Genomic DNA, 25,264 nt, shown 5'->3' on the forward strand with positions numbered 1-25,264 from the left:
GGGCCGCGCAGATGACGATGGCGGCGATGAGCGAGATCAGCATCAGCAGCCAGCCCGGCAGGCCGGAATCGCCCAGGGCGGAAACCACGGTCCAGCTGACCATGGCCCCCACCATGAGCACCTCGCCGTGAGCGAAGTTGATGAGATTAATGATGCCGTAGACCATCGTGTAGCCCAGTGCCACGAGCGCGTACATGCTGCCCAGCACCAGACCATTGATGATCTGCTGAAGAAAAATATCCATCCGAGGGATCTCCTGCTGCTTACTGCCGGCGCATGGCTGGCGCCTGTTTTTCGGCTCGTTCGGGTCGCGGCCGGGCGGGGGATACGCACGGGCCATGCCGGCCCCCATTGGTGAACGGGCCCGGCTGCCGAAAAACGGCGGATTGTAGGTGTGCACTCCCGCCCAAATGCTCGGGAGTTGCCCTCGCGCCGCCAGTCAAGCGAAGAAAGCTTCGCTTACATCAAGAGTGTTCAACGGTCGCCATCTTCGCGCGCGGCGGCGTCCAGGCGGCGCAGTTCGGCGAGTTTGTCGCCTATCTTGATTTCCAGCCCCCGCGGCGCCGGCTCGTAGAAGCGCTCGTCCACGCCGTCCGGCAGGTAGCGCTCGCCGGCCGCGTAGCCGCCGGCCTCGTCGTGCGCATAGCGGTAGTCGCGCCCGTGGTCGAGCTGCTTCATGAGCGCAGTGGGTGCATTGCGCAGGTGCAGCGGCACCGGTCGGGTGCCGTCGCGCTTCACGAAGGCGCGCACCGCGTTCCAGCCCTTGTAGACGGCGTTGGACTTCGGCGCCACGGCCAGGTACACCGCGGCCTGCGCCAGCGCCAGCTCGCCTTCGGGCGAGCCCAGGCGCTCGTAGGTTTCGGCCGCATCCAAGGCCAGGCGCAGCGCGCGCGGGTCGGCCAGGCCGATGTCCTCGGCGGCCATGCGTATGAGGCGCCGCGCCACGTAGCGCGCGTCGGCCCCGCCGTCGAGCATGCGCGCCAGCCAGTACAGCGTGGCGTCGGGGTTGGAGCCGCGCACGGATTTGTGCAGCGCGGAAATGGCGTCGTAGAACTGGTCGCCGCCCTTGTCGTAGCGGCGCAGTTGCTCGCCCAAGGTGCGCTCCAGCAGCGGCTCGTCCAGCTCCGGCGTGTCGCCGGCCAGGGCCACGAGGTTTTCAAAGGCGTTGAGCAGCCGCCGCGCGTCGCCGTCGGCATAACCGATGAGCCGCGCCTGCGCCGCCTCGCTCATGGGCGGCGCGCCCAGCGCCTCGCGGCCACGGGCAATGAGCGCGCGCATGTCCTCGTCGGCCAGCGACTTGAGCACGTGCACCGTGGCGCGCGACAGCAGCGCGGCGTTGACTTCGAAACTGGGGTTTTCGGTGGTGGCGCCGATGAAGGTGAAGAGCCCCGCCTCGACGTGCGGCAGGAAGGCGTCCTGCTGCGCCTTGTTGAAGCGGTGCACCTCGTCCACGAACACCACCGCCGCGCGCCCCTGGCCTTGCGCCGCGCGGGCGCGCTCCACGGCCTCGCGGATTTCCTTGACGCCCCCGAGCACCGCCGAGATGACGATGAACTCCGCGTCGAAGGCCTGGGCCATGAGCCGCGCCAGCGTCGTCTTGCCCACGCCCGGCGGGCCCCACAGGATCATGGAATGCAGCCGCCCCGTCTCGAACGCGCGCCGCAGCGGCTTGCCGGGGCCCAGCAGGTGCTGCTGGCCGATGACTTCATCGAGGCTGTGCGGCCGCAGCCGCTCGGCCAGCGGCGCCTGCATCGGGGCAGCGCCTCCAGCCGGGGACGACGGTTGGGCGGGCACGAACAAGCTTTCCTGGGCATCCATGGCTTGATTGTCTCAGCCGCACTGTTGACATCACGGTCACGGGGCCGACACGCGCCTTGCGTACCATCGCCGGCCTTTGCCCCCGGCCAGCCCACCTGCCCTCCCGTGAACAAGACCCGACGATCTGCCGCCGCGCGCGCGGCGCGCGCCCTGGCGCTGGCCCTGCCCGCACTGCTGCCCGGCTGGGCCGGCGCCCAACAGGACACCGGCGCCGACACGCTGCCGGACTGGGACGCCCGCTTCCAGAGCACCTACGTCTGGCAGCGCAAGCCCGCCCTGCGCTCGCCCTACGCCGGCGAGCACAGCCTGCACGCCGAACGAGAGCGCAGCCACAGCTTCACCGCCACCGCGGCGCTGGGCTGGCGCGCCTGGCGCGGCGGCGAGCTGTGGCTCAACCCCGAAGTGGCCGCCGGCGTGCCGCTGTCCGAGCTCACGGGTTTAGGAGGCTTCACCAACGGCGAGATGGCGCGCAGCTCCGGCCCCAATCCGCGCATCTACCGTGCCCGGCTGTTCCTGCGCCAGACCGTGGACCTGGGCGGCGAAGCCGACAGCGTCGAGGGCGGCGTCAATCAACTGCCCCTGGCCACCACGCGGCGGCGGCTGAGCTTCATGGTGGGCAACTACGCGGTGACGGACCTGTTCGATGCCAACGCCTACAGCCACGACCCGCGCACGCAGTTCCTGAACTGGTCGCTGGTCACGCACGGCGCCTGGGACTTCGCCGCCGATGCGCGCGGCTACACCTGGGGCGCGGCCGTGGAGGCTCGCGACGGCGCCTGGGCGCTGCGCGCCGGCCGCTTTGCCCAACCCAAGGAACCCAACGGCCAGGCGCTGGATGGGCGCCTGGGCGCGCACTACGGCGACCAGATCGAGCTGGAGCACGGCCACGAGTGGGCCGGCCAGCCCGGCGCGCTGCGGCTGCTGGCCTTCCGCAACCGCGCCCGCATGGCGCGCTACGACGACGCGCTGGCCCTGGCCCGCGCCGGCGGCACCGTGCCGGACCTGGCCGCCGCGCGCGACGGCGAGCAGACCAAGCGCGGCCTGGGCCTGGCGCTGGAGCAGCAACTGCACCCCGACGTGGGCCTCTTCGCCCGCGCCAGCGCCAGCGACGGCGCCACCGAGACCTATGCCTTCACGGAAATAGACCGCTCGCTGTCGGCCGGCGTGCTGGTGCGCGGCACCTCGTGGGGACGCGGCCAGGACAGGCTGGGCCTGGCCCTGGCGCACAACGGCCTCTCGGCCGCGCACCGCGACTACCTGGCCGCCGGCGGCCTGGGCTTCTTCCTGGGGGACGGGCGGCTGCGCTACGGCACCGAGCGCGTGCTGGAGGCCTTCTACAACCTGCAGCTCGCGCCCCAGGCCACGCTTGGGCTGGATTGGCAGCGCATCGCCAACCCCGGCTACAACGCCGACCGCGGGCCGGCCCGCTTCGTAGGCCTGCGGCTGCACCTGGAGCTTTGAGCCGGCGCGGCCGCCGGCCCGCCTCAGAAGCGCCAGCCCGCGCCCACGCGCAGCACGTCCTGCGCCTCGAAGTTCTGCCTGGGGTCCCAGGCGGCGCGCAGGAACCAGCGCGGGAAGTCCAGCGTCACGGTGAAGCCGGTGGCGCGGATGAACGTGCCGTCCTCCATCTGCCCCTGCTTGCGCAGCAGGTCCAGCGTCAGGCGCCGGCCTTGCGGCAGCGGCCACTGGCCGGTGAGGTGCACATGCTGCTGCCCGGTGTGCAGCCGGTCGTCGCGCACCACCGTCACGCCCAGGGCGCGGCCGTCCTCGCCCTTCCAGCCCACCACGGCCGTGAGCGCGTCGTTGGGATCGAAGTTGAGGTTTTGGTAAGGCTTGAGGTTGGTGCGCCCAATGCCGGCCTGCACGTAAAAGCGCTCGCCCGCCTGCAGCGCGAGGCTGCCGCCGACGAAACCGCGCGTGGCCACCTGCAGCGAGGGCAGCAGCGACAGCGGCACCGGCAGCGCGTCGCCCCCCAGGTGCCAGACGCCGTCCCAGCCCGCGCGGGCCTGGTTGCCGAAGTCGCGGTCGCGGTAGGCGCCGATCCAGGCGCTGCTGTCCTCGCGGCGCCAGCGCAGGTTGACGTCCAGCCCGTCCGGGCCGTTATGCACCATATGGCGCGTGGCGGTGAACTTGAAGGGCAGCGGGTGATCGTCCTGCGCCACCGGCGTCTGCGCCGCGGCCAGGCCAACGAAAAGCGCCAGCGCCGCGCCCGCACCGGCATGCCAGGGGCGGAGGCGGCGTGGCGCTTTCATGGCCTCAGGGGTGGCCGCCCATGAGCACGGGCTTGATGCCCTTCTTCTCCTCGCGCCGCGCCATCCAGGCGTAGAGCGTGGGCAGTACCAGCAGCGTCAGCACCGTGGCCGAGACCAGGCCGCCGATCACCACCACCGCCAGCGGGCGCTGCGTCTCCGCGCCGATGGCGTGCGACAGCGCCATGGGGAACAGGCCCAGCATGGCCAGCATGGCCGTCATCAGCACCGTGCGCAGCCGCGTGAGGCTGCCCTGCAGCACGGCCTCGGTCAGGCCCATGCCTTGCGCGCGCAACTGGTTGTAGTAGGTCACCATCACCACCCCGTTGAGCACCGCCTGGCCGAACAGCGCGATGAAGCCGATGGCCGCCGACACCGACAGCGGAATGCCCGTGATCGCCAGCGCCAGGATGCCGCCGATCAACGCGAACGGGATGTTGGCCACGATCAGCAGCGCGTTGTTGAACGATTTGAAGGCATCGAACAGCAGCAGGAAGATGACCAGGATGGACAGCGGCACCACCCACGACAGCCGCTTCATGGCGCGCTGCTGGTTCTCGAACTCGCCGGACCAGACGATGTCGTAGCCCGCCGGCAGTTGAAGCTCCTTGGCGGAGGCCGCCTGCAGGTCCGCCACCACCGAGCCCATGTCGCGGCCACGGATGAAGATGCCCACCGCCGCCACGCGCTGCCCGTTCTCGCGGGCGATGTTCATCGCGCCGCTGGCCTGGCTGATGTGCGCGAGCTGCGACAGCGGAATCTGCGCCCCCGAGGGCGAGGTCACCAGCAGCCGGCCCAGCGCGTCGATGCTGCGGTACTGCGGCGCCAGGCGCACCGTCACGGCGAAGTGGCGCTCGCCCTCCCACAGGTCGGACGTGGCCTTGCCCGCCAGCGCAGTCTCGATCACGTCCTGCACGTCGCCCACGTTGATGCCGTAGCGGGCGGCGGCGTCGCGGTCGATGTCGATCTTGACCTGCGGCAGCTGGCCCTCGCGGTCGATGAAGGCGCGGCTCACGCCCTGGGTGCGCCGGGCCAGCGTCACCATCTTGGTGGCCAGCTCGCGCAGCTTGTCCAGGTCGTCGCCCTTGATCTTGATGACCACCTGGCCGTCGATCTGCGAAATGCTTTCCAGCACGTTGTCGCGGATCGGCTGTGAGAAGGCCGTCTCCAGCCCGGGCAGATCGTTCAGGGCCGTGTCCATGGCCTCGATGATCTTTTCCTTGTTCATGCCCGCGCGCCACTGCCCCTCCGGCTTGAAGCCGACGAAGGCTTCCAGGCCGTTGAAGATCTTGGGGTCGGTGCCGTCGTCCGGGCGGCCCACCTTGGTGACCACGGTGGAGACCTCAGGCACGGTGCGCAGCGTGTCGCGCACGCGCCGGGCCATCTGCTGCGCCTCGGTGGGCGACACCGAGGGCGGCAGCGTGGTGTTGACCCACACCGTGCCCTCGTCGAGCTCCGGCAGGAACTCCGAGCCCAGCAGCGAGCCCACCACGCCCGCGCCGGCCAGCGCCGCCACGGCCACCAGCAGCACGGCCTTGGGCCGGTGCAGCGCCCATTCCAGCGCCGGGGTGTAAAGCTTCTTGCACCCCCTTACGAGCGCGTTGTCCTCGTGCGGCACCTGCTTCTTGAGCAGCAGCAGGCACAGCAGCGGCACCAGCGACAGCGCCAGCACCAGCGAGCCCACCAGCGCCGAGGTCACGCTCCACGCCATGGGCGAGAAGATGCGGCCCTCGTGGCGCTGCAACGTGAAGATGGGCAAATGGGCCGCGATGATGATGACCATGGAGAACAGGGTCGGACGGCCCACCTCTATGGTCGCGCGCGTGACGGCTTTCAAACGCTCGGCCTTGCTCTTCATCTGGTGTTCGTTGAGCTCGCCCAGCCGTCTGAAAATGTTCTCCACCACGATCACCGCGCCGTCCACGATGATCCCGAAGTCCATGGCCCCGAGCGACAGCAGGTTGGCCGGGATGCCCACGAAGGTCAGCCCCAGGAAGGTGGCCAGCAGCGACAGCGGGATCACCGCCGCCACGATGGCCGCCGCGCGCAGGTTCTGCAGGAACAGGAACAGCACGAACATCACCAGCAGCGCGCCTTCGGTGAGGTTCTGGAACACCGTCTTGAGCGTCTTGCCGATGAGCCAGCTGCGGTCGTAGTAGGGCTCGATCTGCACGCCCTTGGGCAGGCCGCGCTGGTTGAGCTGGGCAATGCGGTCATGCAGCGCATCCAGCACGTTGGACGGGTTCTCGCCTTTGCGCATCACCACCACGCCGTTGACGATGTCGTCGGCGTTGTCCTGGCCGGCCAGGCCCTGCGGCGGGAACTGGCCCACGCGCACCTGCGCCACGTCGCGCACCAGCACGGGGGCGCCGTCCTTCTCGGCCACCACCACGCGCTCGATGTCGGCGGAGGACGTAAAACTGCCCAGCGAGCGCACCAGGAACTGCTGGCGCCCCTGCGTCATGGCGCCGCCGCCGGCGTTGGCGTTGGCGCGCTGCAGCGCATTGAAGAGGTCCTGCAGGCTGAGCTTGCGGTCGCGCAGCCGCTCCATGTCGGGGTTGACCTCGTACTGCTTGATGGCGCCGCCCAGCGTCACCAAGTCGGCCACGCCCGGCACCTGGCGCAGGGCCTTTTCCACCACCCAGTCCTGGATCTCGCGCAGCTCGCGCGGCGTGTAGCCGTCGCCGCGCAGGCGAAAGCGCAGGATCTCGCCGATGGCCGTCGAGGGCGGCGGCACCTCCGTGTCCACGCCCGGGGGCAGGTCCACCGAGCGCAGCCGCTCCAGGATCTGCTGGCGCGCGAGCTGGTCGGTGGTCTTGTCGCCGAAGGTGACCATCATGAAGCACAGCCCGTACTGGGTGTGCGTGAACAGCCGCACCGTGTTCGGGATGCCCGTGAGCGCGATCTCGATGGGGATGGTGACCTGCTTCTCCACCTCCTCCGCCGCGCGCCCCGGGTACAGCGCGATGACGTTGACCTGCGTGTCCGACACGTCGGGGAAGGCCTCCACCGGCAGGTTCTGGAAGGCGATGACGCCCGCCCCAATGAACACGGCCAGCGCCAGCCAGACCATGAGGGCCTGCTTGAGCGCGAACTGGACGAAGCGGTTCATCATTTGGCGGCGTCCATGAGCTGGTTGAGGTACAGGCCGCCGCCCACCACCACGCGCTCGCCGCCCTTGAGGCCGGAGAGCACCGTCACCGACTGCGGTCCGGCCGTGCGCACCTGCACCTCGCGGCGCTCATAGCGCCCCGGCGCCTGCTGGACGAAGGCAAAGGACTGGCTGCCGCGCAGGAACACCGCATCCGCCGGCACCTGCGGCTGTACGGACGCCTGGCGGATGTCCGCGTTCACGTACATCTCGGCCTTGAGCTTGCGCTCGGGGTTGGCCACACGCACGCGCACCTTGACCGTGCGGGTCTGCGCATCCACGGCCTCGCCGACGTTGACCACGGTGGCCGGGAAGCGCTCGTCCGGCCAGGCCGCGACGCGCAACTGCACCTGCGCGCCGGGCTTGAAGGGGGCAAGCAGGGTTTCGTCCACGTCCAGCGTGGCCCACAGCGAGGTGGGGTCGCTGATGACGAAGAGCGGCGGCCCCTGCACGTCCGGCCGCACCTCGGTGCCGGGGTTGGTATTTCGTTCCACCACCACGCCGGCCAGCGGCGCGGCCAGGCTGAAGCTTTGCGTCACGGACTGCACGCCCACGCCGTACTGGGCCAGGCGGGCACGGGTGCGGGCGTCCTCGGCCTGGGCGCGGGCCATGTCGGCCTCGGCCTGCTGCACTTCCTTGCCGGCGATGACGCCGGCCGTGCCCAGCTCGCGCGCGCGCTCGGCCGCGCTGCGGGCCAGGCGCAGGTCGGCCTCGGCCTTGTGGAAGTCGGCCTGGGCCTGGCCGATGTCGCCGGAGCTCAGCTCGGCCAGTGCGTCGCCGCGCTTGACCGCCTGGCCCACCGTGGCGCGCAGCCGCTCGATGCGGCCGCCGTAGGGCGCCCACACGCGTGCGGTGCGGTCCTCGTCCCAGGCCAGGCGGCCCGGCACGGTGAGGTTGCGCTCGGCGTCGGCGCTGACTTCGACGACGCGAATGCCCGTCGGGTCCTTCTCGCCGGGGAAGCTGACCACGGCGCCGGCCACGGTGGGCTCGGGTTCGGCCTGGGGCGCCTCGTGCTTGGTGCAGCCCGCGGCCAGCAGGGCGCACAGGGCCAGGGCGCAGGCCAGGGCACGGGGGCTGGTGGAAAACGGAGGAGTCATGAACGGCTCGAAAGAAATGTCGGGGTGCGGTGCGGCCGTCTTGTCAGCTCCGGGCAGGCGCTGCAGCGGCATCTCGGCTTTGGTCAGGCAAGCGGGCGTGGCGTGGTGCGCAGGGCTTTCAAGGCGCGCCGGCCGCGTCATAAGCGGTGGCGCTGGCCTGCAGCGCGGCGGCGGCCTGGGCCAGCTCGGCCTCGGCGTTGATGCGCTCCAGTTGCGCCGCACGCAGCGCGCGGCGGGCGTCCAGCACCTCCAGCACGCCGCTGGCGCCGCGGCTGAAAGCCAGCTCGGCACCGGCGGCCACCCGCTCGGCCGCGGGCAGCAGCTCCTGCAGCACCAGGCGGCGGCGGGCTTGGGCGCCCTGCCACTGGGCTTGGGCGCGGGCGGCCTCGTCGGCAGCCTCGGCGCGGGCGCGGCGCAGCGCCTCGGCGGCGGTGTCCACGTCGGCCTCCGCGCGGGCGATCTCGCCCTCGTAGGCGTGGTTCACCATCAGCGGCACGCTCACGAAGAGCGAGACGGTGTTGCCCGTGCCGCTGTCGTTGGTGGGGGTGACGGGATAGCGGTCGAGCTGCACGCCCACGCCCACGTCGCGGGTGCGCTGCGCACGCGCCAGCTCGCGGGCGCGCTCGGCCGCCTGCAGCCGCGCCTGCGCGGCGGCCACGGCGGGCAGCCGCTCGGGGTCTGGCGATGCGGGAGCCCTGCCGTCCGCAGGCACGGAAGGCGCCGCCAGCCGCGGCTGCAGCCGCGCGGCCTGCTCCGCCGCACCCAGGGCCAGGGCGAGCTGCTGGCGCAACGCGCGCAGCTCGGTGTCAGCCTGCACCAGGTCGGCCTGCACACGCAGCGCGTCCAGCTCGAAGCGGGTGGCATCCAGCCGCGCGGCGTCGCCGCTCTTCACGCGCTTGTCGAACGCGGCCAGCGACTCGCGGTTGAGCGCCGCCGCGGCGCTGAGCTCCTCGCGCCGCGCCAGCGCCGCGGCCAGGGCGTGGTAGCCGGTGAGCGTGGAGAACGTGGCTTGGCGCACGATCTCGGCCAGGTCTGCGCGCGCGGCCTCGCGCTGCGCCTGTGCCGTGGCCACGCGCAGCCGCGGCTTGCCGCCGCGCTCCACGAGCTGGTCCACGCGCAACTGGTGGTCGAAGGCCTTGTTCCACAGCGAGCCGGGGCCCATGTTGCGGCCCAAGTTGGCCGCCCCCAGGCCCAGCGTCGGGTTGGGCCGCTGGCCGGCGGTGAGCACGTCGGCCGCAGCGGCGCCCAACGCGCGCTCGGCGGCCAGCACGTCGGGGTGGCACTGCGGCACGCGCTCGCGCACGGCCTCGGGAGTCAGTGACGCGGCAGCCTCGGGCGGCAGCGGCGGACAGGCCCAGGCCGCGGCAGGCCAGGCCAGCACGAGAAGAAGACGGGGAAGCAGGCGCATTCGAACGGCGGCGCCATCAACTGAAGCACCGCGACACAGCAAAAACCGAAAAGCTCGGCAGCGCCGCGCCGGACCCGCCGGCACGGCCGCCAGGGGCGACGAAGAGCGCGATGCTGGGAAGCTCAGCTTTCAAACATCTATCAATGACCGTGCAGGAAACAAAACTTCTTACGCCGGGCTGTCTGACGTGACGCCTTGCGCGCAGCAACCACACCCAAGGCGCTGCGCGCCGCGGGACAGCCCCTGCGGCGCGCTAGGCTTGCGGGTTGCGTTTCGCCCTGCGTTTTCCTGCCATGCGTTTGCTGTTGATCGAAGACGATTCCCTGATTGCCCACGAGCTGTCGCTGCGCTGGCGCTCGCGCGATTGGGCCGTGCTGCACTGCGCCAGCCTGGCCGAGGCCGACGCGGCGCTGCGCGACGGGGCTTACGACCTGATGGTGCTGGACCGCGGCTTGCCCGACGGCGACGGGCTGGACTGGCTGCTCAAGCTGCGCGAGCGCGACCGCATCACGCCCGTGCTGGTGCTCACCGCGCGCGACCGCGTGGCCGATCGCGTGGAAGGGCTGCAGGCGGGCGCGGACGACTACCTCGTGAAGCCCTTTGCCGCCGAGGAGCTGGACGCGCGCGTGGAGGTGCTCACCCGCCGCGCCGCCGCCGCGCGCGGCGAGCTGCTGCAGTTTGGCGAGGTCAACTGGTTGGGCCGCGAGGGCCGCGTGCTGGTGCACGGCCGGCAACTGGAGCTCTCGCCGCGCGAGTTCGAGGTGTTGGGCCTGCTGGTGCGGCGCGCGCCGCACGTGGTGCCCAAGCGGGTGCTGATAGACGCATTGGCCGAGCGCAACCTGGAGGTGGGCGACAGCGCCGCCGAGGTCTACGTGTCGCGGCTGCGCCGCCGCCTCATGGGGTCGGGCACCGAGATCCAGACCGTGCGCGGCTTCGGCTACCGGCTGGTGCTGCAGGACGAGCCGGCCCAGCCTTGAGCGCGCGCCGCCGCCGCAGTTTTTCCTTCCAGGACGAGCGGGACATGCCCGGTTCCGGCGGACGCGCCCTGCGGCTCAAGCGCGAGCTGCTGCTGCGGCTGATGCTGCCGCTGCTGGCCATCGTGGGCGCCACGGCGCTGCTGGGCACGGTGGTGGCGCAGCGCTTCACGGACCGGGTGTACGACCGCTGGCTGCTGGATGCGGCGCACTCGCTGTCGCGCCAGGTGCGCTTCGATGCCGAAGGCCGGGCGAGCCTGGTGCTGCCGCCGGCGGCCGAAACCTTCCTGACCTACGACGAGATCGACCGCACCAGCTACGCGGTGGAGCAGGACGGCCACCACGTGGGCGGCCACTTGGGCGTACCGGAGACAGGCACGCGGCTGCGCCACTACGACCACGGCATGGCCTTCGACACCACCATAGACGGCCAGGCCGCCAGCGTGGCGCGGGTGGAAGTGAGCGATGGCGCGGGCCACAGCGCCGTGGCGCTGGTGGGCGAGACGGTGCGCAAGCGCGTGCGTACCCGGGACAACATCGTGCTGCTGCTGGCGCCGGTGGCGCTGCTGGCCGGCATGGCGGCGGTGGGAGCCATCGTGTGGGGCGTGCGGCGCTCCATACGGCCGCTGGAGGCCATTGCGGCGCGCTGGAACGAGCGCTCGCACCGCTCGCTGCAGCCCATACCGGCGGGTGACGTGCCGCGCGAGCTCATGCCCTTTGCCACGGCGCTCAACAACCTGCTGCAGCGCATACGCGACATGCTCGCGCGCGAGCGCCAGTTCGCCGCCACGGCCGCGCACCAGTTGCGCACGCCGCTGACGGGACTGCAGCTGGGCCTGGCGCGCGCCTCCGAGGCGCCGGACCTGGAGAGCACGCGGCGCGTGCTGCGCGAGCTGGAGGCGAGCACGCAGCGCAGCGCGCGCATGGTGCAGCAGTTGCTGTCGCTGGGCCGGCTGGACCCGGAGCTGCGCGGCGCGCTGGAGTGCCGGACGACGGACCTCGTGGCGCTGGCGGCGGACGTGGGCAGCTCCTTCATAGACCGGGCCGACCATGCCGGCATCACGCTGGAGCTGATCGCCCCGGAGCAGCCGCTGAGGGTGGCCGTGCAGGCCGAGCTGATGTCCGAGGCGCTGGGCAACCTGCTGGACAACGCGCTGCGCTATTGCAAGCGCGGCGGGCGGGTGTGGATTGCCTTTGAAACCTCGCCGCCGGCGCTGCTGGTGTGCGACGACGGCCCGGGCGTGCCGCAGGCCGAGCGCGAGCAGGTGTTCGAGCGCTTCGTGCGCGGCGCGGGCGTGCAGGTGGACGGCAGCGGGCTGGGGCTGGCCATCGTCCGCGAGATCGCCGAGCTGCACGGCGCCAGCGTCTTCATGGGCGAATCGGAGGCGGGCGGGGCTTGCGTGACGATGCGGTTCGATGGGGCAGTGGCCGCTCAGCCGGGCTGACCGGCCCGCGCCGCCCTGCCCCGCGCCGGCGCGCCCTGCAAAGCGCGCGTCAGCTCATTCGACGACGGCAACACCCTTGGGCGGGACGAACTTGAAGTCCTCCGGCGCCACGGAGACGTTGGTGGCGAGGTCGTTGAAGTCCAGCCGCGAGTGCTGGCCGAAGCTGTCCACGATCTCTATGGCCGCGAGGGCACGGCCCTTGAAACCCACGCGCAGCGACTGGAAGGCGCTTTCCTTGTCGCGCGGCAGGGCCTGCACCCATTCCAGCCCCTGCGAGGCGGGCAGGTTGGAGAGGTTGAAATCCTTGTCCAGCGAGCCGCCGGCCAGCAGCGCCGCCGGGGTGGAGCCCAGGGCCTGCGCCAGCGGGCGGGAGCTGGCCTGCTGCAAGTCGGCGTCGAAGATCCACACCTTTTGCCCGTCGCCCACGATGAGCTGCTCGTAGGGCTTGAGGTACTCGAAGCGGAAGCGGTTCGGACGCGAGAACTCGAAGTTGCCGCTGCTGGCCTTCTTCTTGGCGCCGTCGGGCGAGGTGACGGTCTGGGTGAAGGCGGCGCGGCCGGTCTTGGCTTCGCGCACGAAGTCGCGCAGCGACTCCAGCGCGTCGGCCCGCGCCGCGCCCGCGGCGGCCAGCAGCAGCGCCGCCGCGGCCAGGGGTGTCACAAGGCGGCCCAAGGCCGTGACTGCTCGTTTGCTCATACCTCTTCGCGCTTGGGGACGATGATGTCCCGGTTCCCGTTGGTGGCCATGGCCGATACGAGCCCGGATTTCTCCATTTGTTCCAGCAGCCGCGCGGCGCGGTTGTAGCCGATGCGCAAGTGGCGTTGCACCAGCGAGATGCTGGCGCGCTTGTGCTGCAGGACGACGGCCACGGCCTGGTCGTACATGGGGTCGGACTCGCCGTCGCTCTCCACGCTGCCGCCAATGCTGGTGACGCCGTTGCCGCCGTCGCTCTCCAGCACGCCGCCTTCCAGGATGCCTTCGATGTAGTTGGGCTCGCCGTGCTGCTTGAGGTAGTCCACGACGCGGTGCACCTCTTCGTCGGAAACGAAGGCGCCGTGCACGCGCACCGGGATGCCGCCGCCGGGCGTGAGGTAGAGCATGTCGCCCTGGCCCAGCAGTGCCTCGGCGCCCATCTGGTCGAGGATGGTGCGGGAGTCGATCTTGGAGCTGACCTGAAAGGAGAGCCGCGTGGGGATGTTGGCCTTGATCAGGCCGGTGATCACGTCCACGCTGGGCCGCTGCGTGGCCAGCACGAGGTGGATGCCGGCGGCGCGGGCCTTCTGCGCCAGGCGGGCGATGAGCTCCTCGATCTTCTTGCCCACGACCATCATCAGGTCGGCCAGCTCGTCGATCACGACCACCACGAAAGGCAGCCGATCCAGCGGCTCGGGCTCCTCCGGCGTGAGGCTGAAGGGATTGGGGATGTGCTCCTCGCGCTCGGCGGCCTCGTCGATCTTCTTGTTGTAGCCGGCGAGGTTGCGCACGCCCAGCTTGGACATGAGCTTGTAGCGCCGTTCCATCTCGGCCACGCACCAGTTGAGCGCGTTGCCGGCCTGCTTCATGTCCGTCACCACGGGGCACAGCAGGTGCGGAATGCCCTCGTAGACGCTCATCTCCAGCATCTTGGGGTCGATGAGGATCAGGCGAACCTCGTCGGCCTCGGCCTTGTAGAGCAGCGACAGGATCATGGCGTTGATGCCCACGGACTTGCCCGACCCGGTGGTGCCGGCGACGAGGCAGTGGGGCATCTTGGCCAGGTCGACCACGACGGGGGCGCCCACGATGTCCTTGCCCAAGCCGATGGACAGCAGCGAGGGGGCCTCGCGGTAGGCGCGCGAGTCCAGGATTTCCGTGAGGCGGATCATCTGCCGCCGCGCGTTGGGCAGCTCCAGCGCCATGGTGGTGCGGCCCGGGATGGTCTCCACCACGCGGATGCTCACCAGGCTCAGCGAGCGCGACAGGTCCTTGGCCAGGTTGACGATCTGCGAGCCCTTCACGCCCGTGGCGGGCTCGATCTCGTAGCGCGTGATCACCGGGCCCGGCGAGGCCGCCACCACGCGCACGTCCACGCCGAAGTCCTTGAGCTTCTTCTCGATGAGGCGCGAGGTCATCTCCAGCGTTTCGGCCGAGACGCTCTCGCGCGCGGCGGGGGCGGCGTCGAGCAGGTCCACGTCAGGCAGCACGGCCTCGCCCGGGGCAACGGGGGCACGCGGCGGGGGCGGCGGCGCCACGGGCACGGGGCGGGTCGCCGGGGCCGGTTTCACGGCGGCCGGAGCCGAAGTGGGCGCGGGGGGCGGGATGACGTCGTCATCGCCCAGGTCGAGCAGGTCATCGTCGTCCATGGCGGACGGGGGCAGGCCCTCATCCCAGGGCGGCTGCGAAACGGCGGCGGGCTTGGCGGACGGCGCCGGCTTGGGCGGCTCGGCGCGGGGCGGCTCGGCCGGGGCCGGGGCCTGCGCTTCATCTCCGGCATCCACCGTGGCGCGAGCCTTGGGCGGCTCAGCGGCGCGCGGGGCCGTCACCTCGGTGAAGGGCACGTCCACCACGGCGGGCTCGATGACGACGGCCTCGGCCTCCACCACCGTGTCGTCGGCCTCGGGGGCGAACACGGGCTCCACCGGCTCCATGGGCTTGGCCGCGGGGGCTCGGCGGCGCCGCGGCGGGGGCGGCGGCGCCTCGGCGGCGGGCGGCTCCTCGTGCAGCGGGTCAATGCGTATGGTGTGAGCGGCTTCCTGGCCCTGGCGCTCGGCCACTTCCTGGCGCTCGCGCAGGGCCTGGCGGCCGGCACGGCGGTCCACCATGTTTTCCATGGCCTTGCGCACAGCCTCCATCACGCCCTCGACGGCACCGCCAATGCGGTCGGCCAGGGCGATCCAGGAAAAGCGCAGCGCCAGCGACAGGCCCAGCACCAGCGTGACGATCCAGGCCACGCCGGAGCCGGCAAAGCCCAGCCACTTCAGGCTCCACGGGCCCAGCAGGTAGCCCAGCACCCCGCCGGCATGGCCGGGCAGGCCGTCTTCCCAGCGGTACAGGCGGCTCCACTCCAGCGCGCAGCTCGCGGCCAACAGCAGCAGCACGCCCACGCAAAAGGCCAGGCGTCGCGGCGGCGGGCCACCCTCGCCGCGCAGCAGCCGCGCCAGCGTGCCCAGCCACAGGCGCAGGCCTATGAGCGGCAGCCACCACACGGACCAGCCAAAGAGGAACAGGCCCAGGTCGGCCGTCCACGCGCCCAACAGGCCGACCTGGTTGTGCACCAGCGGCCGGCCATCGCCGGAAGTCGAAAAGCCCGGATCGGCGCCGTCGCGCGTGATCAGCGCCAGCAGGAACAGCAGGCCAAGAATGGCGCCCCCCATGAGCCACAACTGCGTGCGCCAGCGCGGCGGCGGCGGCGGTGTGGACTCGGTGGTGGCGCCGGGGCGGCGCCGGTAGGTATTGGGGGACTCGGAGAGGGAACCCAGCGGAAAGCTCATCCCCGAATTGTGGCGCGGCGGCCGGGCCGGGCCGCCGCATTCACGAGCGGATACGTGCGGCGCGTGATGCAGATGCCGCAGTGCAACAAAAACGCCGCGGCCGTGCGCCGCGCGTCAGTCGGCCAGCAGCCGATCCTTGAGAACGACGGCACCGCTTTCCTGCGTCTCGATCATGCCGCGCTCCTCCAGGTCCTTCATGACGCGGCTGACCATTTCGCGCGAGGCGCCCACGACCTTGGCCATGTCCTGGCGCGAGACCTTGCCGCGGATGACCTTGACGCCGTTGTCGTCCTCGGCCATGTCCAGCAGCGTGCGCGCCACGCGGCCGTAGACGTCCAGCAGCGCCAGCGACTCGATCTGCCGGTCGGCATTGCGCAGCCGCGCCACCAGCCCGCGCAAGATGGCGTAGGACAGGCTGGAGGACTCCGGCAGGCAGCGCGCGAACTCCTGGCGGCCCAGGATGAGCATGTCGGTCTGCACCTCGGCGCGCACGGTGGCGGAGTGGGGCTCGTTGTCTATGAGGCTCATCTCGCCCACATAGTCGCCGGACTGCAGCACGGCCAGGATGACCTCGCGCCCGCGCGAGTCGGCCGTGAGCACGCGGGCGCGGCCGTTGAGCAGGATGAACAGCGCGTTGCTCTTGCGGCCCTGCTCCACCACCAGCTCACCGCGTCGGAAGCGGCGCTTCACGACGCTGTCGGCAATGGTCTGCGCCTGCTCGGTGGTCAACAGCGAGAACAACGGGACCCGCCGGATGAGATCCAGGTTCGACAGCAGCAGCGACATCGGCTTCCTTTCAGAAGAAGAGAAAGGCGCAATGGAAGGCCCTGCGCCATACGTAAGGCGACAGTAACGGGATACGGCCCAAAGTTCCCGACTGCGCCCAATAGCTATTGTGGCGTTTGAGAACGCCAAATCACGACTCGCGCGCGCCATGTCAGACTTCCCGGTCGGCCTGCCCCACCTTGCGCGCCGTGCCGAATCCAAGAAAACACCGCCATGAACGACAGCACCCTTCATGCCCAGGTCTTGATCCTGGGCTCCGGCCCTGCCGGCTACACCGCCGCCATCTATGCCGCCCGCGCCAACCTCAAACCCATGCTGGTCACGGGCATGGCCCAGGGCGGCCAGCTCATGACCACCACCGAGGTGGACAACTGGCCCGCCGACGTGGCCGGCGTCATGGGCCCGGACCTGATGCAGCGTTTCCAGCAGCACGCCGAGCGCTTCAACACGCAAATCGTGTTCGATCACATCAACGCCGTGGACTTCACCAAGCGCCCGTTCACGCTCAAGGGCGACAGCGGCACCTACACCTGCGACACGCTCATCATCGCCACCGGCGCCAGCGCCAAGTACCTGGGTCTGCCCAGCGAAGAGGCCTTCATGGGCCGCGGCGTCTCCGGCTGCGCCACCTGCGACGGCTTCTTCTACCGCGACCAGCAGGCCTGCGTGGTGGGCGGCGGCAACACAGCGGTGGAAGACGCGCTCTACCTCTCCAACATCGCCGCCAAGGTGCATTTGATCCACCGCCGCGACAAGTTCCGCGCCGAGCCCATCCTGGTGGACAAGGTCATGGAGAAGGTGGCCGCTGGCAAGATCGAGCTGCACCTGTGGAACACGCTGGAAGAGGTGCTGGGCGACAACAGCGGCGTCACCGGCGTGCGGCTGCGCAACACGCAGGACGGCTCCACCACGGAGCTGCAACTGCAGGGCGTGTTCATAGCCGTGGGCCACTCGCCCAACACGCAGATCTTCGAAGGCCAGCTGGAGATGAAGGACGGCTACATCCTCACCCGCAGCGGCTCCGAGGGCTTTGCCACCATGACCAGCGTGCCCGGCGTCTTTGCCGCCGGCGACGTGCAGGACCACATCTACCGCCAGGCCATCACCAGCGCCGGCACGGGCTGCATGGCTGCGCTGGATGCACAGCGCTTCCTGGAGCAGCAGACGGTCTGATCCCCGCGGCGCCCTGCCCCCGGTTGGGCCGCCTTCAGCGCGGCCAGCCCCGCGGGCACGGCGCCGTTCATTGCGGCATTCACGGCGATTCCTGAGCACGGCAAAGCCTTGGCACCAGGCTTCGGCTGTTTGTGGCTATAATCGCCGTCTTTGCCGAGAAGTGGCTCGCCTTGCTTTCCAGATGGAATGCCGGCGCGGGCCCTCGAAGGGTGTGCATCAGGAGGCAGGCCAGGCCTGACCCAAGCTGGAAGGGCTGTCGTACCGGTTCTCCTGCGCTGTGCACCGCTCCCGAAATCCGAGAGAAAGTGGAGAAGCGTCATGGCACGCGTCTGTCAAGTCACGGGCAAGCGCCCGATGGTGGGGAATAACGTCTCCCACGCCAACAACAAAACCAAGCGTCGCTTCCTGCCGAACCTGCAGTACCGCCGCTTCTGGATGGAGAGCGAGAACCGCTTTATCCGTCTGCGCGTGTCCAACGCCGCGCTGCGCCTGATCGACAAGGTCGGCATCGACCAGGTCGTCGCTGACCTGCGCGCCAAGGGCGAGCTGTAATCAGCCGCCGCAACCACTAGGAGCACATCATGGCCACCAAAGGCGGACGCGAAAAGATCAAGCTGGAATCGACGGCCGGCACGGGTCATTTCTACACGACCAACAAGAACAAGAAGACGACGCCCGAAAAGCTCGAATTCATGAAGTTCGACCCCAAGGCGCGCAAGCACGTCCTGTACAAGGAAATCAAGCTGAAGTGACCTGCCCAGGTCCGCGCACGAAAAAGGCCCGCTGCTGCGGGCCTTTTCTTTTTGGGGCGACCTGTCCTGCCTACCCTACGTTGACACCTTTACCTTCAGGGGGAGAGGTGCAAAGGAATCGAGGAACTGACCTGTCCTGCCCAATAAAAAAGCCCGCTCGCGCGGGCTTTTGCGTTGAAAGGAAGGCTGGAGAACGGCGAAGGCTTTACGCGTGCACCGCGCGCAGCTTGCGCGAGAAGTCCTGGAGTGCGGCGATGCCGCTGTCCTCGGCGCGGCGGCACCAGGCCTGCAGGTCCAGCACCAGTTGCTCGGCGGAGACGTTGGTGCGGGTCCAGAGCTGGCGCAGTTCCTCGCGCATGGCCACCAGTTGCGCCAGCGCGGGGCTGGCGGAGATGGCGCGCTCCATCTGCGGCTTCACGGCGCTGGGGATCTTGTCCTCGTCGCGGTGCAGCCAGCGCTTGGCCAGGCGCAGCTCGGCCCACTTGGCCGTGTTCTGCGCACCTTGGGCCTTGAGGTGATCCAGTTCGGTGGCGCAGGCGCGCTTGAGCTCCTTGCCGTAGCGGGCCATCACCTCGTAGCGGTTGGCGATGATGGCTTCCAGCGTCTTGCCGTCGGCCACGGCCTTCACGGCGCCCAGCTTCATCTGCGGCGCGGTCTTGCGCACCTTGGCCAGGCCCAGCATCTCCAGTGCGCGGATGTAGCCCCAGCCGATGTCGAATTCGAAAGGCTTGATGGAGAACTTGGCCGACGTCGGGTAGGTGTGGTGGTTGTTGTGCAGCTCTTCGCCGCCGATCACCAGGCCCCAGGGCGAGACGTTGGTGGAAGCGTCAGGCGCCTCGAAGTTGCGGTAGCCCCAGTAGTGGCCGATGCCATTGATGATGCCGGCGGCGTTGATGGGGATCCACAGCATCTGGATCGCCCACACCGACAGGCCCAGGGCACCGAACAGCGCCACGTTGATGATGAGCATCAGCGAGATGCCCAGCGCGCTGTGGCGGGTGTAGACGTTGCGCTCAATCCAGTCGTCCGGCGTGTTGTGGCCGTACTTCTTGAGCGTCTCCTGCACCTTGGCCTCGGCACGGTAGAGCTCGGCGCCCTGCAGCAGCACGGTCTTGATGCCGCGGGTCTGCGGGCTGTGCGGGTCTTCCTCGGTCTCGCACTTGGCGTGGTGCTTGCGGTGGATGGCCACCCACTGCTTGGTGACCATGCCGGTGGTCATCCACAGCCAGAAGCGGAAGAAGTGCGCGGGCAGCGGATGCAGGTCCAGCGCGCGGTGTGCCTGCGAGCGGTGCAGGAAGATCGTCACCGACAGGATGGTGAAGTGCGTCACCACCAGCGTGTACACCAGCACCTGCCACCAGGACGCCTTGGTCAGGCCATAAGCCAGCCACTGCAATACCGCGTCGCGCACCACCATCAATTCGTTCATGAATTCCAAGCCTTGAGCCTCCAAATGGGCGCGCGGATTGTATGGGGGGACCCCTCGCGGCGGTCAGAACCGCTGCTTAAGCCTTGGATTTGCGTAGCACAAATCCACGAAGCCCGCCCCTGCGCCCGACAACGTGCGTGCTTTGCGGCACGCGAGATGCCCACGTGGGAAGGGAAGCGTGTGCTGATTCAGCGCCGCTGCCAAACCGCGGCGAAGAAGCCGTCCGTGGCATGGCGATGCGGCCACAGGCGCAGGAAGCCATCGCTCACCAGCGTGTCCGCCTGCGGCACCTGCACCTGCTCCAGCAGCGCGGCGGCGTCCAGCAGCTCGAAATCCGGGTGCGCGGTGGCGAAGTCGCGGGCAATGTCCTCGTTTTCCGCCTGCAGCAGGCTGCAGGTGGCGTAGACCAGCCGCCCGCCGCTCTTCACCAGCCGCGCGGCGCTGGCCAGGATGGACGCCTGCTTCACGCGCAGTTCCTGCAATGCCTGCGGCGACTGGCGCCATTTCAGGTCCGGGTTGCGGCGCAGCGTGCCCAGGCCGGAACACGGGGCGTCCACCAGCACGCGGTCGATCTTGCCGGCCAAGCGTTTTACCCGCTCGTCGCGCTCGTGGGCCAGCAGCGCCGGGTAAACGTTGGACAAGCCGCTGCGCGCCAGGCGCGGTTTGAGCGCATCCAACCGACCGCCGGCCACGTCGAAGGCGTAGAGGCGGCCCGTGTTGCGCATGGCCGCGCCCAGGGCGAGCGTCTTGCCGCCGGCGCCGGCGCAGAAGTCCACCACCATCTCGCCGCGCTTGGCACTCACCAGGAGGGCCAGCAGCTGGCTGCCCTCGTCCTGCACCTCGACGGCGCCGCTGGTGAAGATTTCCAGGCGGTTCAAGGCCGGCTTGCCCTGCACGCGCAGGCCCCAGGGCGAGTACGGTGTGGGCTCGGCCGGGATGCCGGCGGCCTGCAGGGCGGCCAGGGCCTCCTCCCGCTTGGCCTTGAGCAGGTTGACGCGCAGGTCCAGCGGCGCGGACTGGTTCAGGGCGTTGGCCAGCGCCATGAACTCCTCCTCGCCCAGGCGCTGGCGCAGCGGCTGCGCCACCCAGTCCGGCAGGTTGTGGCGCAGCTTGTCCGGCATCGTGGAGACGTCGATGGCCAGCGCGTGCTGCAGCCACTGCTGCTCCTGGGGCGAGAGGCTGACCTTGAGCACCGATTGGGCGCCCTGCCAGCCCAGCACGGCCAGGCGGCGTTCCATGGGGCCGCTGCCGCTTTGCGCCAGGTGCTGCAGCCGCAGGCGGTGGCGCAGCACGTGGTAGGTGGTCTCGGCCAGCGCATGGCGCTCGCGCGAGCCCAGCTTGCCTTGACGGCGGAAGAAGGCCGACACCACGGCGTCGGCAGGTTGGTCAAGTTTCAGCACGGAGCGCAGCAGCTCGGTGCTCAGGTCCAGCAGGGCATTCGGATGCATCCCTGCGATTATCCCAGCCGCCCCGCCCTCACCCACCGCGCAGGGCTGTCGCGGCGGACTCAAGCGCCGCGGATTCGCGACTTCAGACCAGCGTCAGCCCTGTTTCAAACCAGCAGTTGCGCTGCGCCGCCGGCGTGGCGCACCAGGCCGCCATCCACGACGAGCTGGCCCTCGACGAACCAGCGCACCGCCATGGGGTAGAGCTTGTGCTCCTGCGCGAGCACGCGCTCGGCCAGCGTGTGTTCGTCGTCTGCCGGCAGCACCGGGACGATGGCCTGCGCCACGACGGGCCCGTGGTCCAGCTCGGCGGTGACGAAGTGCACCGTCGCCCCGGCCACCTTGCAGCCCGCCTCTATGGCGCGGCGGTGCGTGTGCAGCCCGGTGAAGGCCGGCAGCAGCGAAGGGTGGACGTTGAGCATGCGGCCCTCGTAGTGGCGCGTGAACGCCGCGCCCAGGATGCGCATGAAGCCCGCGAGCACCAGCAGGTCCGGCTCGAAGGCATCGATGGCCTCGCGCAGCGCGGCGTCGAAGGCCTCGCGCGAAGGGAAGTCCTGATGGTTCAGGCCGACGGTGGGGATGCCCTGCCCGGCAGCCCAAGCCAGGCCGGCGGCCTGCGGGCGGTTGGAGATGACGGCGGCGATGCGGGCGGGCCAGCCCTCGCGGGCACAGGCTTGGGCCACGGCCTGCATGTTGGAGCCGCGGCCGGAGATCAGGATGACGATGCGCTTCATGGGGGCGCAGAGTGTAGCCGCCTCCTTAGAATGGCCGGTTTTTCTCCCGCGCGCACTCCTCTTGCCCACAGCCACCATGACCGAACGCGTTCTCACCGGCATCACCACCACCGGCACGCCGCACCTGGGCAACTACGTCGGCGCCATCCGGCCGGCGATCGTGGCCAGCCGCGCGCCCGGCGTGGAAAGCTTCTTCTTCCTGGCCGACTACCACGCGCTCATCAAGTGCGACGACCCGGCGCGCATCGAACGCTCGCGCCTGGAGATCGCCGCCACCTGGCTGGCCGCCGGGCTGGACACGCAGCGCGTGACCTTCTACCGCCAGAGCGACATCCCCGAGATCACCGAGCTGACCTGGCTGCTGACCTGCGTCACCGCCAAGGGCCAGATGAACCGTGCCCACGCCTACAAGGCCGCCAGCGACGCCAACCTGGCCGCGGGCGAGGACGTGGACGCCGGCGTGACCATGGGCCTGTTCAGCTACCCCATCCTCATGGCGGCCGACATCCTGATGTTCAACGCGCACCGCGTGCCCGTTGGGCGCGACCAGGTGCAGCACATCGAGATGGCGCGCGACGTGGCGCAGCGCTTCAACCACCTCTTCGGCGGCGGGCGCGAGCTGTTCGTGCTGCCGCAGGCGGAGATCGAGGAATCGGTGGCGACGCTGCCCGGCCTGGACGGCCGCAAGATGTCCAAGAGCTACGACAACACCATCCCGCTGTTCGAAGGCGGGCAGCGCGGGCTGAAGGACGCGGTGGCGCGCATCGTCACCGACTCGCGCCTGCCCGGCGAGCCCAAGGACCCGGACGGCTCGCACCTGGTCACGATCTTTGACGCCTTCGCCGCCGACGAGGCCGCACGCGCCGCCTTCCGCCAGGAGCTGCGCGAAGGCCTGGCCTGGGGCGAGGCCAAGCAGCGGCTGGTGGCGCTGATCGAGGGCGAAATCGGCCCCATGCGGGCGCGCTACGCCGAGCTGATGGCGCACCCGGAGCGCATCGAGGACGCGCTGCTGGAAGGCGCGCGCAAGGCCCGCGCCACGGCCACGCCCTTCCTGTCCGAGCTGCGCCACGCCGTGGGCCTGCGGCCCATGGTGGCCGTGGCGCAGCCGGCGCAGGCCAAGGCGGCGGCCGCGAAGTCGGCGCTGCCGGAGTTCAAGCAGTATCGCGAGGACGGCGCCTTCTTCTTCAAGCTCACCGGCGCGCACGGCGCGGTGCTGCTGCAAAGCGGGCCCATCGCCGAAGGCCGCGAGGCCGGCGCCTGGGTCAAGCGCCTGAAGACCGAGGGCGCGGCCGCGCTGGAAGGCGCCCCCGTGCAGTGGGACGCCAGCGCCGAGCGCGCGCAGGTGGAGGCGGCGCTGGCGGCGCTGGTGGCGGCGGCCCAACAGGCCTGAGCCCGGCCGGCAAAGCAGTTCCATGGCCGGCATCCATTTGCTCGACATCGAGGCGGCGATCAACTGGTGGCGCCGCCGCGAGCCGTCTCCGGACGGCATCAACGCCTGCGCCGAAGTGCGCGCCCTGGCCGAGGTCTATGCCCTCATGGTCTACGAGCGCCGCCAGGAGCAGGACGAGGACAGCCTGTCCGCCGAAGCTCACATGGCCTGGCTGGAGTGGTACGCCACCACGCCGGACGCGCCCTGCATCGCCATCTGCTCCACCAGCCAGGGCGACGAGCTTTGCAAGGGCTGCGGCCGCACTTTTGACGAAGTGCAGCACTGGCCGCGCATGACGCCGGCCGAAAAGCGCGCCACCTGGCGCCGCATCACGCTGCAGGGCACGGCCTGGCGTTTCAACCGCTACGCCGAGCGCGCCGGCGCCGCCATGTCGACAGCCCACGACGCTCAACGGGACTGACGCCCTTGGCCGATGCCGCCGCTGCCTTGCCGCCGCGTTTCGGCCAGGACCTGCGGCACATCGCCGCACTGGCCTGGCCGGTGTTCGTGGGCCAGATCGCGGTGCTGTCCTTCGCCACCATGGACACGCTGCTGCTGGCGCGGCACGACGCGCGCGACCTCGCCGCGCTGGCCGTGGGCTCGGCGGCCTACGTAAGCGTGTTCATTGGGCTGATGGGCGTGGTCATCGCCGTCGGCCCCATCGTTGGGCGGCTGTTTGGCGCGCGCAGGCTGGCCGAGGCCGGCGAGCAGCTTCAGCAAGCCTTCTGGCTGGCCCTGGCGCTGGCCGTGCCGGGCTGCCTGCTGCTGGCCTTTCCGCAGCCCTTCCTGGCCGTGGCGCAAGCCACGCCGGAGGTGGCGCAGCGCGTGCGCGGCTACATGGCGGCAGTGGCGTTTGCGCTGCCGGCCGCGCTGGTGTTCGCGGCTTTCAGAGGGTTCAACACCGCCGTGTCGCGGCCCAAGGCGGTGATGGCGCTGCAGGTGGGCGGGCTGTTCCTGAAACTGCCGCTGTCCTGGCTGCTGGTGTTCGGGGCGCCGCGGCTGGGTTTAGAGCCCTTGGGCGTCACGGGCTGCGGCATCGCCACTGCCGTGGTGATGTGGGCGCAGGCGCTGGCGGCCTGGACGCTGCTGCGCCGCGACCCGTTCTACGTACCTTTCAAATTGCGCCGCGTGTGCGCGCCGCGGTGGGCGTCCATCCGGGACATGCTCAAGCTGGGCGTGCCCATGGGGTTGTCCATCGTGGTGGAAGTGACGGGCTTCACCTTCATGGCCATCTTCATCGCCCGCCTGGGAACCTTGCCGGTGGCGGGTCACCAGATCGCGGCCAACTTGGCCGGGCTGCTCTACATGCTGCCGCTGGCCATCGGCAACGCCTGCGGCACGCTGGTGGCGCAGCGCATAGGTGCCGGGGACCCTGCCGGCGCTTGCCGGCTGGGCTGGCGCGGCGTGCAACTTGGGCTGGCAGCGGCGCTGCTGTTTGGGCTGGCACTGTTTCTGGGCCGCCATGCTGTCCTGGGCCTGTACACGCACGAGGCCGGGGTGGCTGCCGCGGCGCTGCCGCTGCTGAGCTGGCTGGCGCTTTATCACGTGGGCGACGCGGTGCAGGCCGTCGTGGCCGCCGTGCTGCGCGCCTGGCACGTCACCACGCTGCCCATGTTCATTTACGCCCTGGCGGTATGGGTGCTGGGCTTAGGCGGTGGTTATTTGCTCGCCTTCGACATGGTGCATGCCGGAGAGGTTTGGCGGGGAGCCCGCGGGTTTTGGGCAGCTGCAGCGGTGGGATTGATGAGCGCGGCACTGGCACTGGCCGGGCTTTTGGCGCGGGTCAACCGCAAAACCAAATCGGTTAAGCGCAACGCATAGAAAACCAAGCCGTCATTAAGCGAAGACCGGAATTCACGCCTTCCAATGAATTGCCATGGGAGTATTTGGCAAATGCCAACCTC

20 protein-coding genes and 2 pseudogenes are annotated in these 25,264 nt (G+C 70.1%); 9 read left to right on the forward strand and 13 right to left on the reverse strand.

Annotated features, from left to right (window positions below):
- Nucleotides 1–244 (reverse strand): ABC transporter permease subunit (locus ALA01S_RS23660; protein ID WP_407655829.1); only part of this gene is annotated, 244 nt, incomplete at its 3' end.
- 230 nt (nucleotides 245–474) lie between these two features.
- Nucleotides 475–1,818, reverse strand: coding sequence for a replication-associated recombination protein A (locus tag ALA01S_RS23665; RefSeq protein ID WP_066341690.1), 1,344 nt, complete (start codon nucleotides 1,816–1,818; stop codon nucleotides 475–477).
- Between the two features lie 105 nt (nucleotides 1,819–1,923).
- Here ALA01S_RS23665 and ALA01S_RS23670 point away from each other — a divergent pair, with 105 nt between their 5' ends.
- Entirely contained in the window at nucleotides 1,924–3,279 is a 1,356-nt protein-coding gene (locus tag ALA01S_RS23670) for a carbohydrate porin (protein ID WP_238455919.1), read from the forward strand.
- Nucleotides 3,280–3,302: 23 nt separating this feature from the next.
- Here ALA01S_RS23670 and ALA01S_RS23675 read toward each other — a convergent pair whose 3' ends face one another.
- The 4 genes from ALA01S_RS23675 to ALA01S_RS23690 all read right to left on the reverse strand — a co-directional run bounded on the left by ALA01S_RS23675 (nucleotide 3,303) and on the right by ALA01S_RS23690 (nucleotide 9,723).
- Complete coding sequence (locus tag ALA01S_RS23675) at nucleotides 3,303–4,070, reverse strand: hypothetical protein (protein WP_238455920.1); 768 nt, start codon at nucleotides 4,068–4,070, stop codon at nucleotides 3,303–3,305.
- 4 nt (nucleotides 4,071–4,074) lie between these two features.
- The gene (locus ALA01S_RS23680) at nucleotides 4,075–7,182 is read right to left on the reverse strand and encodes an efflux RND transporter permease subunit (protein WP_066341691.1); all 3,108 of its coding nucleotides are present in this window, start codon (nucleotides 7,180–7,182) and stop codon (nucleotides 4,075–4,077) included.
- A complete protein-coding gene (locus ALA01S_RS23685; RefSeq protein ID WP_066341713.1) occupies nucleotides 7,179–8,315 on the reverse strand; it encodes an efflux RND transporter periplasmic adaptor subunit in 1,137 nt (378 codons plus the stop codon). The genes ALA01S_RS23680 and ALA01S_RS23685 overlap by 4 nt, the downstream gene beginning before the upstream one ends.
- A gap of 118 nt (nucleotides 8,316–8,433) precedes the next feature.
- Nucleotides 8,434–9,723, reverse strand: coding sequence for a TolC family protein (locus ALA01S_RS23690; protein ID WP_084267862.1), 1,290 nt, complete (start codon nucleotides 9,721–9,723; stop codon nucleotides 8,434–8,436).
- Between the two features lie 305 nt (nucleotides 9,724–10,028).
- On the opposite strand from ALA01S_RS23690, the gene ALA01S_RS23695 reads away from it, so the two are divergent.
- Both ALA01S_RS23695 and ALA01S_RS23700 read left to right on the forward strand, forming a co-directional pair.
- Entirely contained in the window at nucleotides 10,029–10,700 is a 672-nt protein-coding gene (locus tag ALA01S_RS23695; protein WP_169805989.1) for a response regulator, read from the forward strand.
- Nucleotides 10,701–10,744: 44 nt separating this feature from the next.
- Nucleotides 10,745–12,142: a sensor histidine kinase gene (locus ALA01S_RS23700; protein ID WP_157119229.1), complete on the forward strand. Its 1,398-nt coding sequence runs from the start codon at nucleotides 10,745–10,747 to the stop codon at nucleotides 12,140–12,142.
- Nucleotides 12,143–12,196: 54 nt separating this feature from the next.
- On the opposite strand, the gene lolA is transcribed toward ALA01S_RS23700, so the two are convergent.
- The 4 genes and pseudogenes from lolA to ALA01S_RS23715 all read right to left on the reverse strand — a co-directional run bounded on the left by lolA (nucleotide 12,197) and on the right by ALA01S_RS23715 (nucleotide 16,398).
- A complete protein-coding gene (gene lolA / locus ALA01S_RS23705; protein ID WP_066341696.1) occupies nucleotides 12,197–12,838 on the reverse strand; it encodes an outer membrane lipoprotein periplasmic chaperone LolA in 642 nt (213 codons plus the stop codon).
- Nucleotides 12,835–14,322: pseudogene (locus ALA01S_RS35490) on the reverse strand (DNA translocase FtsK); the annotation flags it as partial. The pseudogene ALA01S_RS35490 and the gene lolA, both read right to left, overlap by 4 nt.
- 681 nt (nucleotides 14,323–15,003) lie before the next feature.
- Nucleotides 15,004–15,612 (reverse strand): annotated as a pseudogene (locus ALA01S_RS35495) (DNA translocase FtsK 4TM domain-containing protein); the annotation flags it as partial.
- Nucleotides 15,613–15,726: 114 nt separating this feature from the next.
- On the reverse strand, nucleotides 15,727–16,398 hold the full coding sequence (locus tag ALA01S_RS23715) for a Crp/Fnr family transcriptional regulator (RefSeq protein WP_066341699.1): 672 nt from the start codon (nucleotides 16,396–16,398) through the stop codon (nucleotides 15,727–15,729).
- A gap of 213 nt (nucleotides 16,399–16,611) precedes the next feature.
- On the opposite strand from ALA01S_RS23715, the gene trxB reads away from it, so the two are divergent.
- The 3 genes from trxB to rpmG all read left to right on the forward strand — a co-directional run bounded on the left by trxB (nucleotide 16,612) and on the right by rpmG (nucleotide 18,323).
- A complete protein-coding gene (gene trxB / locus ALA01S_RS23720; protein WP_066341700.1) occupies nucleotides 16,612–17,571 on the forward strand; it encodes a thioredoxin-disulfide reductase in 960 nt (319 codons plus the stop codon).
- A 318-nt stretch (nucleotides 17,572–17,889) separates the two neighbouring features.
- A complete protein-coding gene (gene rpmB, locus ALA01S_RS23725) occupies nucleotides 17,890–18,123 on the forward strand; it encodes a 50S ribosomal protein L28 (RefSeq protein ID WP_028998878.1) in 234 nt (77 codons plus the stop codon).
- A gap of 29 nt (nucleotides 18,124–18,152) precedes the next feature.
- Nucleotides 18,153–18,323 carry a 50S ribosomal protein L33 gene (gene rpmG, locus ALA01S_RS23730; RefSeq protein ID WP_028998879.1) on the forward strand — a complete coding sequence of 57 codons (171 nt, stop codon included), beginning with the start codon at nucleotides 18,153–18,155 and terminating at the stop codon, nucleotides 18,321–18,323.
- A gap of 205 nt (nucleotides 18,324–18,528) precedes the next feature.
- Here rpmG and ALA01S_RS23735 read toward each other — a convergent pair whose 3' ends face one another.
- The 3 genes from ALA01S_RS23735 to purN form a co-directional block, all read right to left on the reverse strand.
- Nucleotides 18,529–19,740 carry a DesA family fatty acid desaturase gene (locus tag ALA01S_RS23735; protein WP_238455923.1) on the reverse strand — a complete coding sequence of 404 codons (1,212 nt, stop codon included), beginning with the start codon at nucleotides 19,738–19,740 and terminating at the stop codon, nucleotides 18,529–18,531.
- 200 nt (nucleotides 19,741–19,940) lie between these two features.
- Nucleotides 19,941–21,200: an RsmB/NOP family class I SAM-dependent RNA methyltransferase gene (locus ALA01S_RS23740; RefSeq protein ID WP_066341701.1), complete on the reverse strand. Its 1,260-nt coding sequence runs from the start codon at nucleotides 21,198–21,200 to the stop codon at nucleotides 19,941–19,943.
- A gap of 104 nt (nucleotides 21,201–21,304) precedes the next feature.
- A complete protein-coding gene (gene purN, locus ALA01S_RS23745) occupies nucleotides 21,305–21,931 on the reverse strand; it encodes a phosphoribosylglycinamide formyltransferase (RefSeq protein ID WP_066341702.1) in 627 nt (208 codons plus the stop codon).
- Between the two features lie 76 nt (nucleotides 21,932–22,007).
- Between purN and ALA01S_RS23750 the strand changes: the two genes are divergently transcribed.
- From ALA01S_RS23750 to ALA01S_RS23760, 3 genes are read left to right on the forward strand one after another with little or no spacing between them, the layout of a single operon-like run.
- Nucleotides 22,008–23,321, forward strand: a complete 1,314-nt coding sequence (locus ALA01S_RS23750; RefSeq protein ID WP_066341703.1) for a tryptophan--tRNA ligase — start codon at nucleotides 22,008–22,010, stop codon at nucleotides 23,319–23,321.
- Between the two features lie 22 nt (nucleotides 23,322–23,343).
- The gene (locus ALA01S_RS23755; RefSeq protein WP_066341710.1) at nucleotides 23,344–23,781 is read left to right on the forward strand and encodes a DUF3717 domain-containing protein; all 438 of its coding nucleotides are present in this window, start codon (nucleotides 23,344–23,346) and stop codon (nucleotides 23,779–23,781) included.
- A gap of 5 nt (nucleotides 23,782–23,786) precedes the next feature.
- Nucleotides 23,787–25,181, forward strand: coding sequence for an MATE family efflux transporter (locus ALA01S_RS23760; RefSeq protein WP_238455921.1), 1,395 nt, complete (start codon nucleotides 23,787–23,789; stop codon nucleotides 25,179–25,181).
- The last annotated feature ends 83 nt before the right edge of the window (nucleotides 25,182–25,264 follow it).

Origin of the sequence: Azohydromonas lata NBRC 102462 (genome assembly GCF_001571085.1) — a bacterium.
Lineage (GTDB): Bacteria > Pseudomonadota > Gammaproteobacteria > Burkholderiales > Burkholderiaceae_C > Azohydromonas > Azohydromonas lata.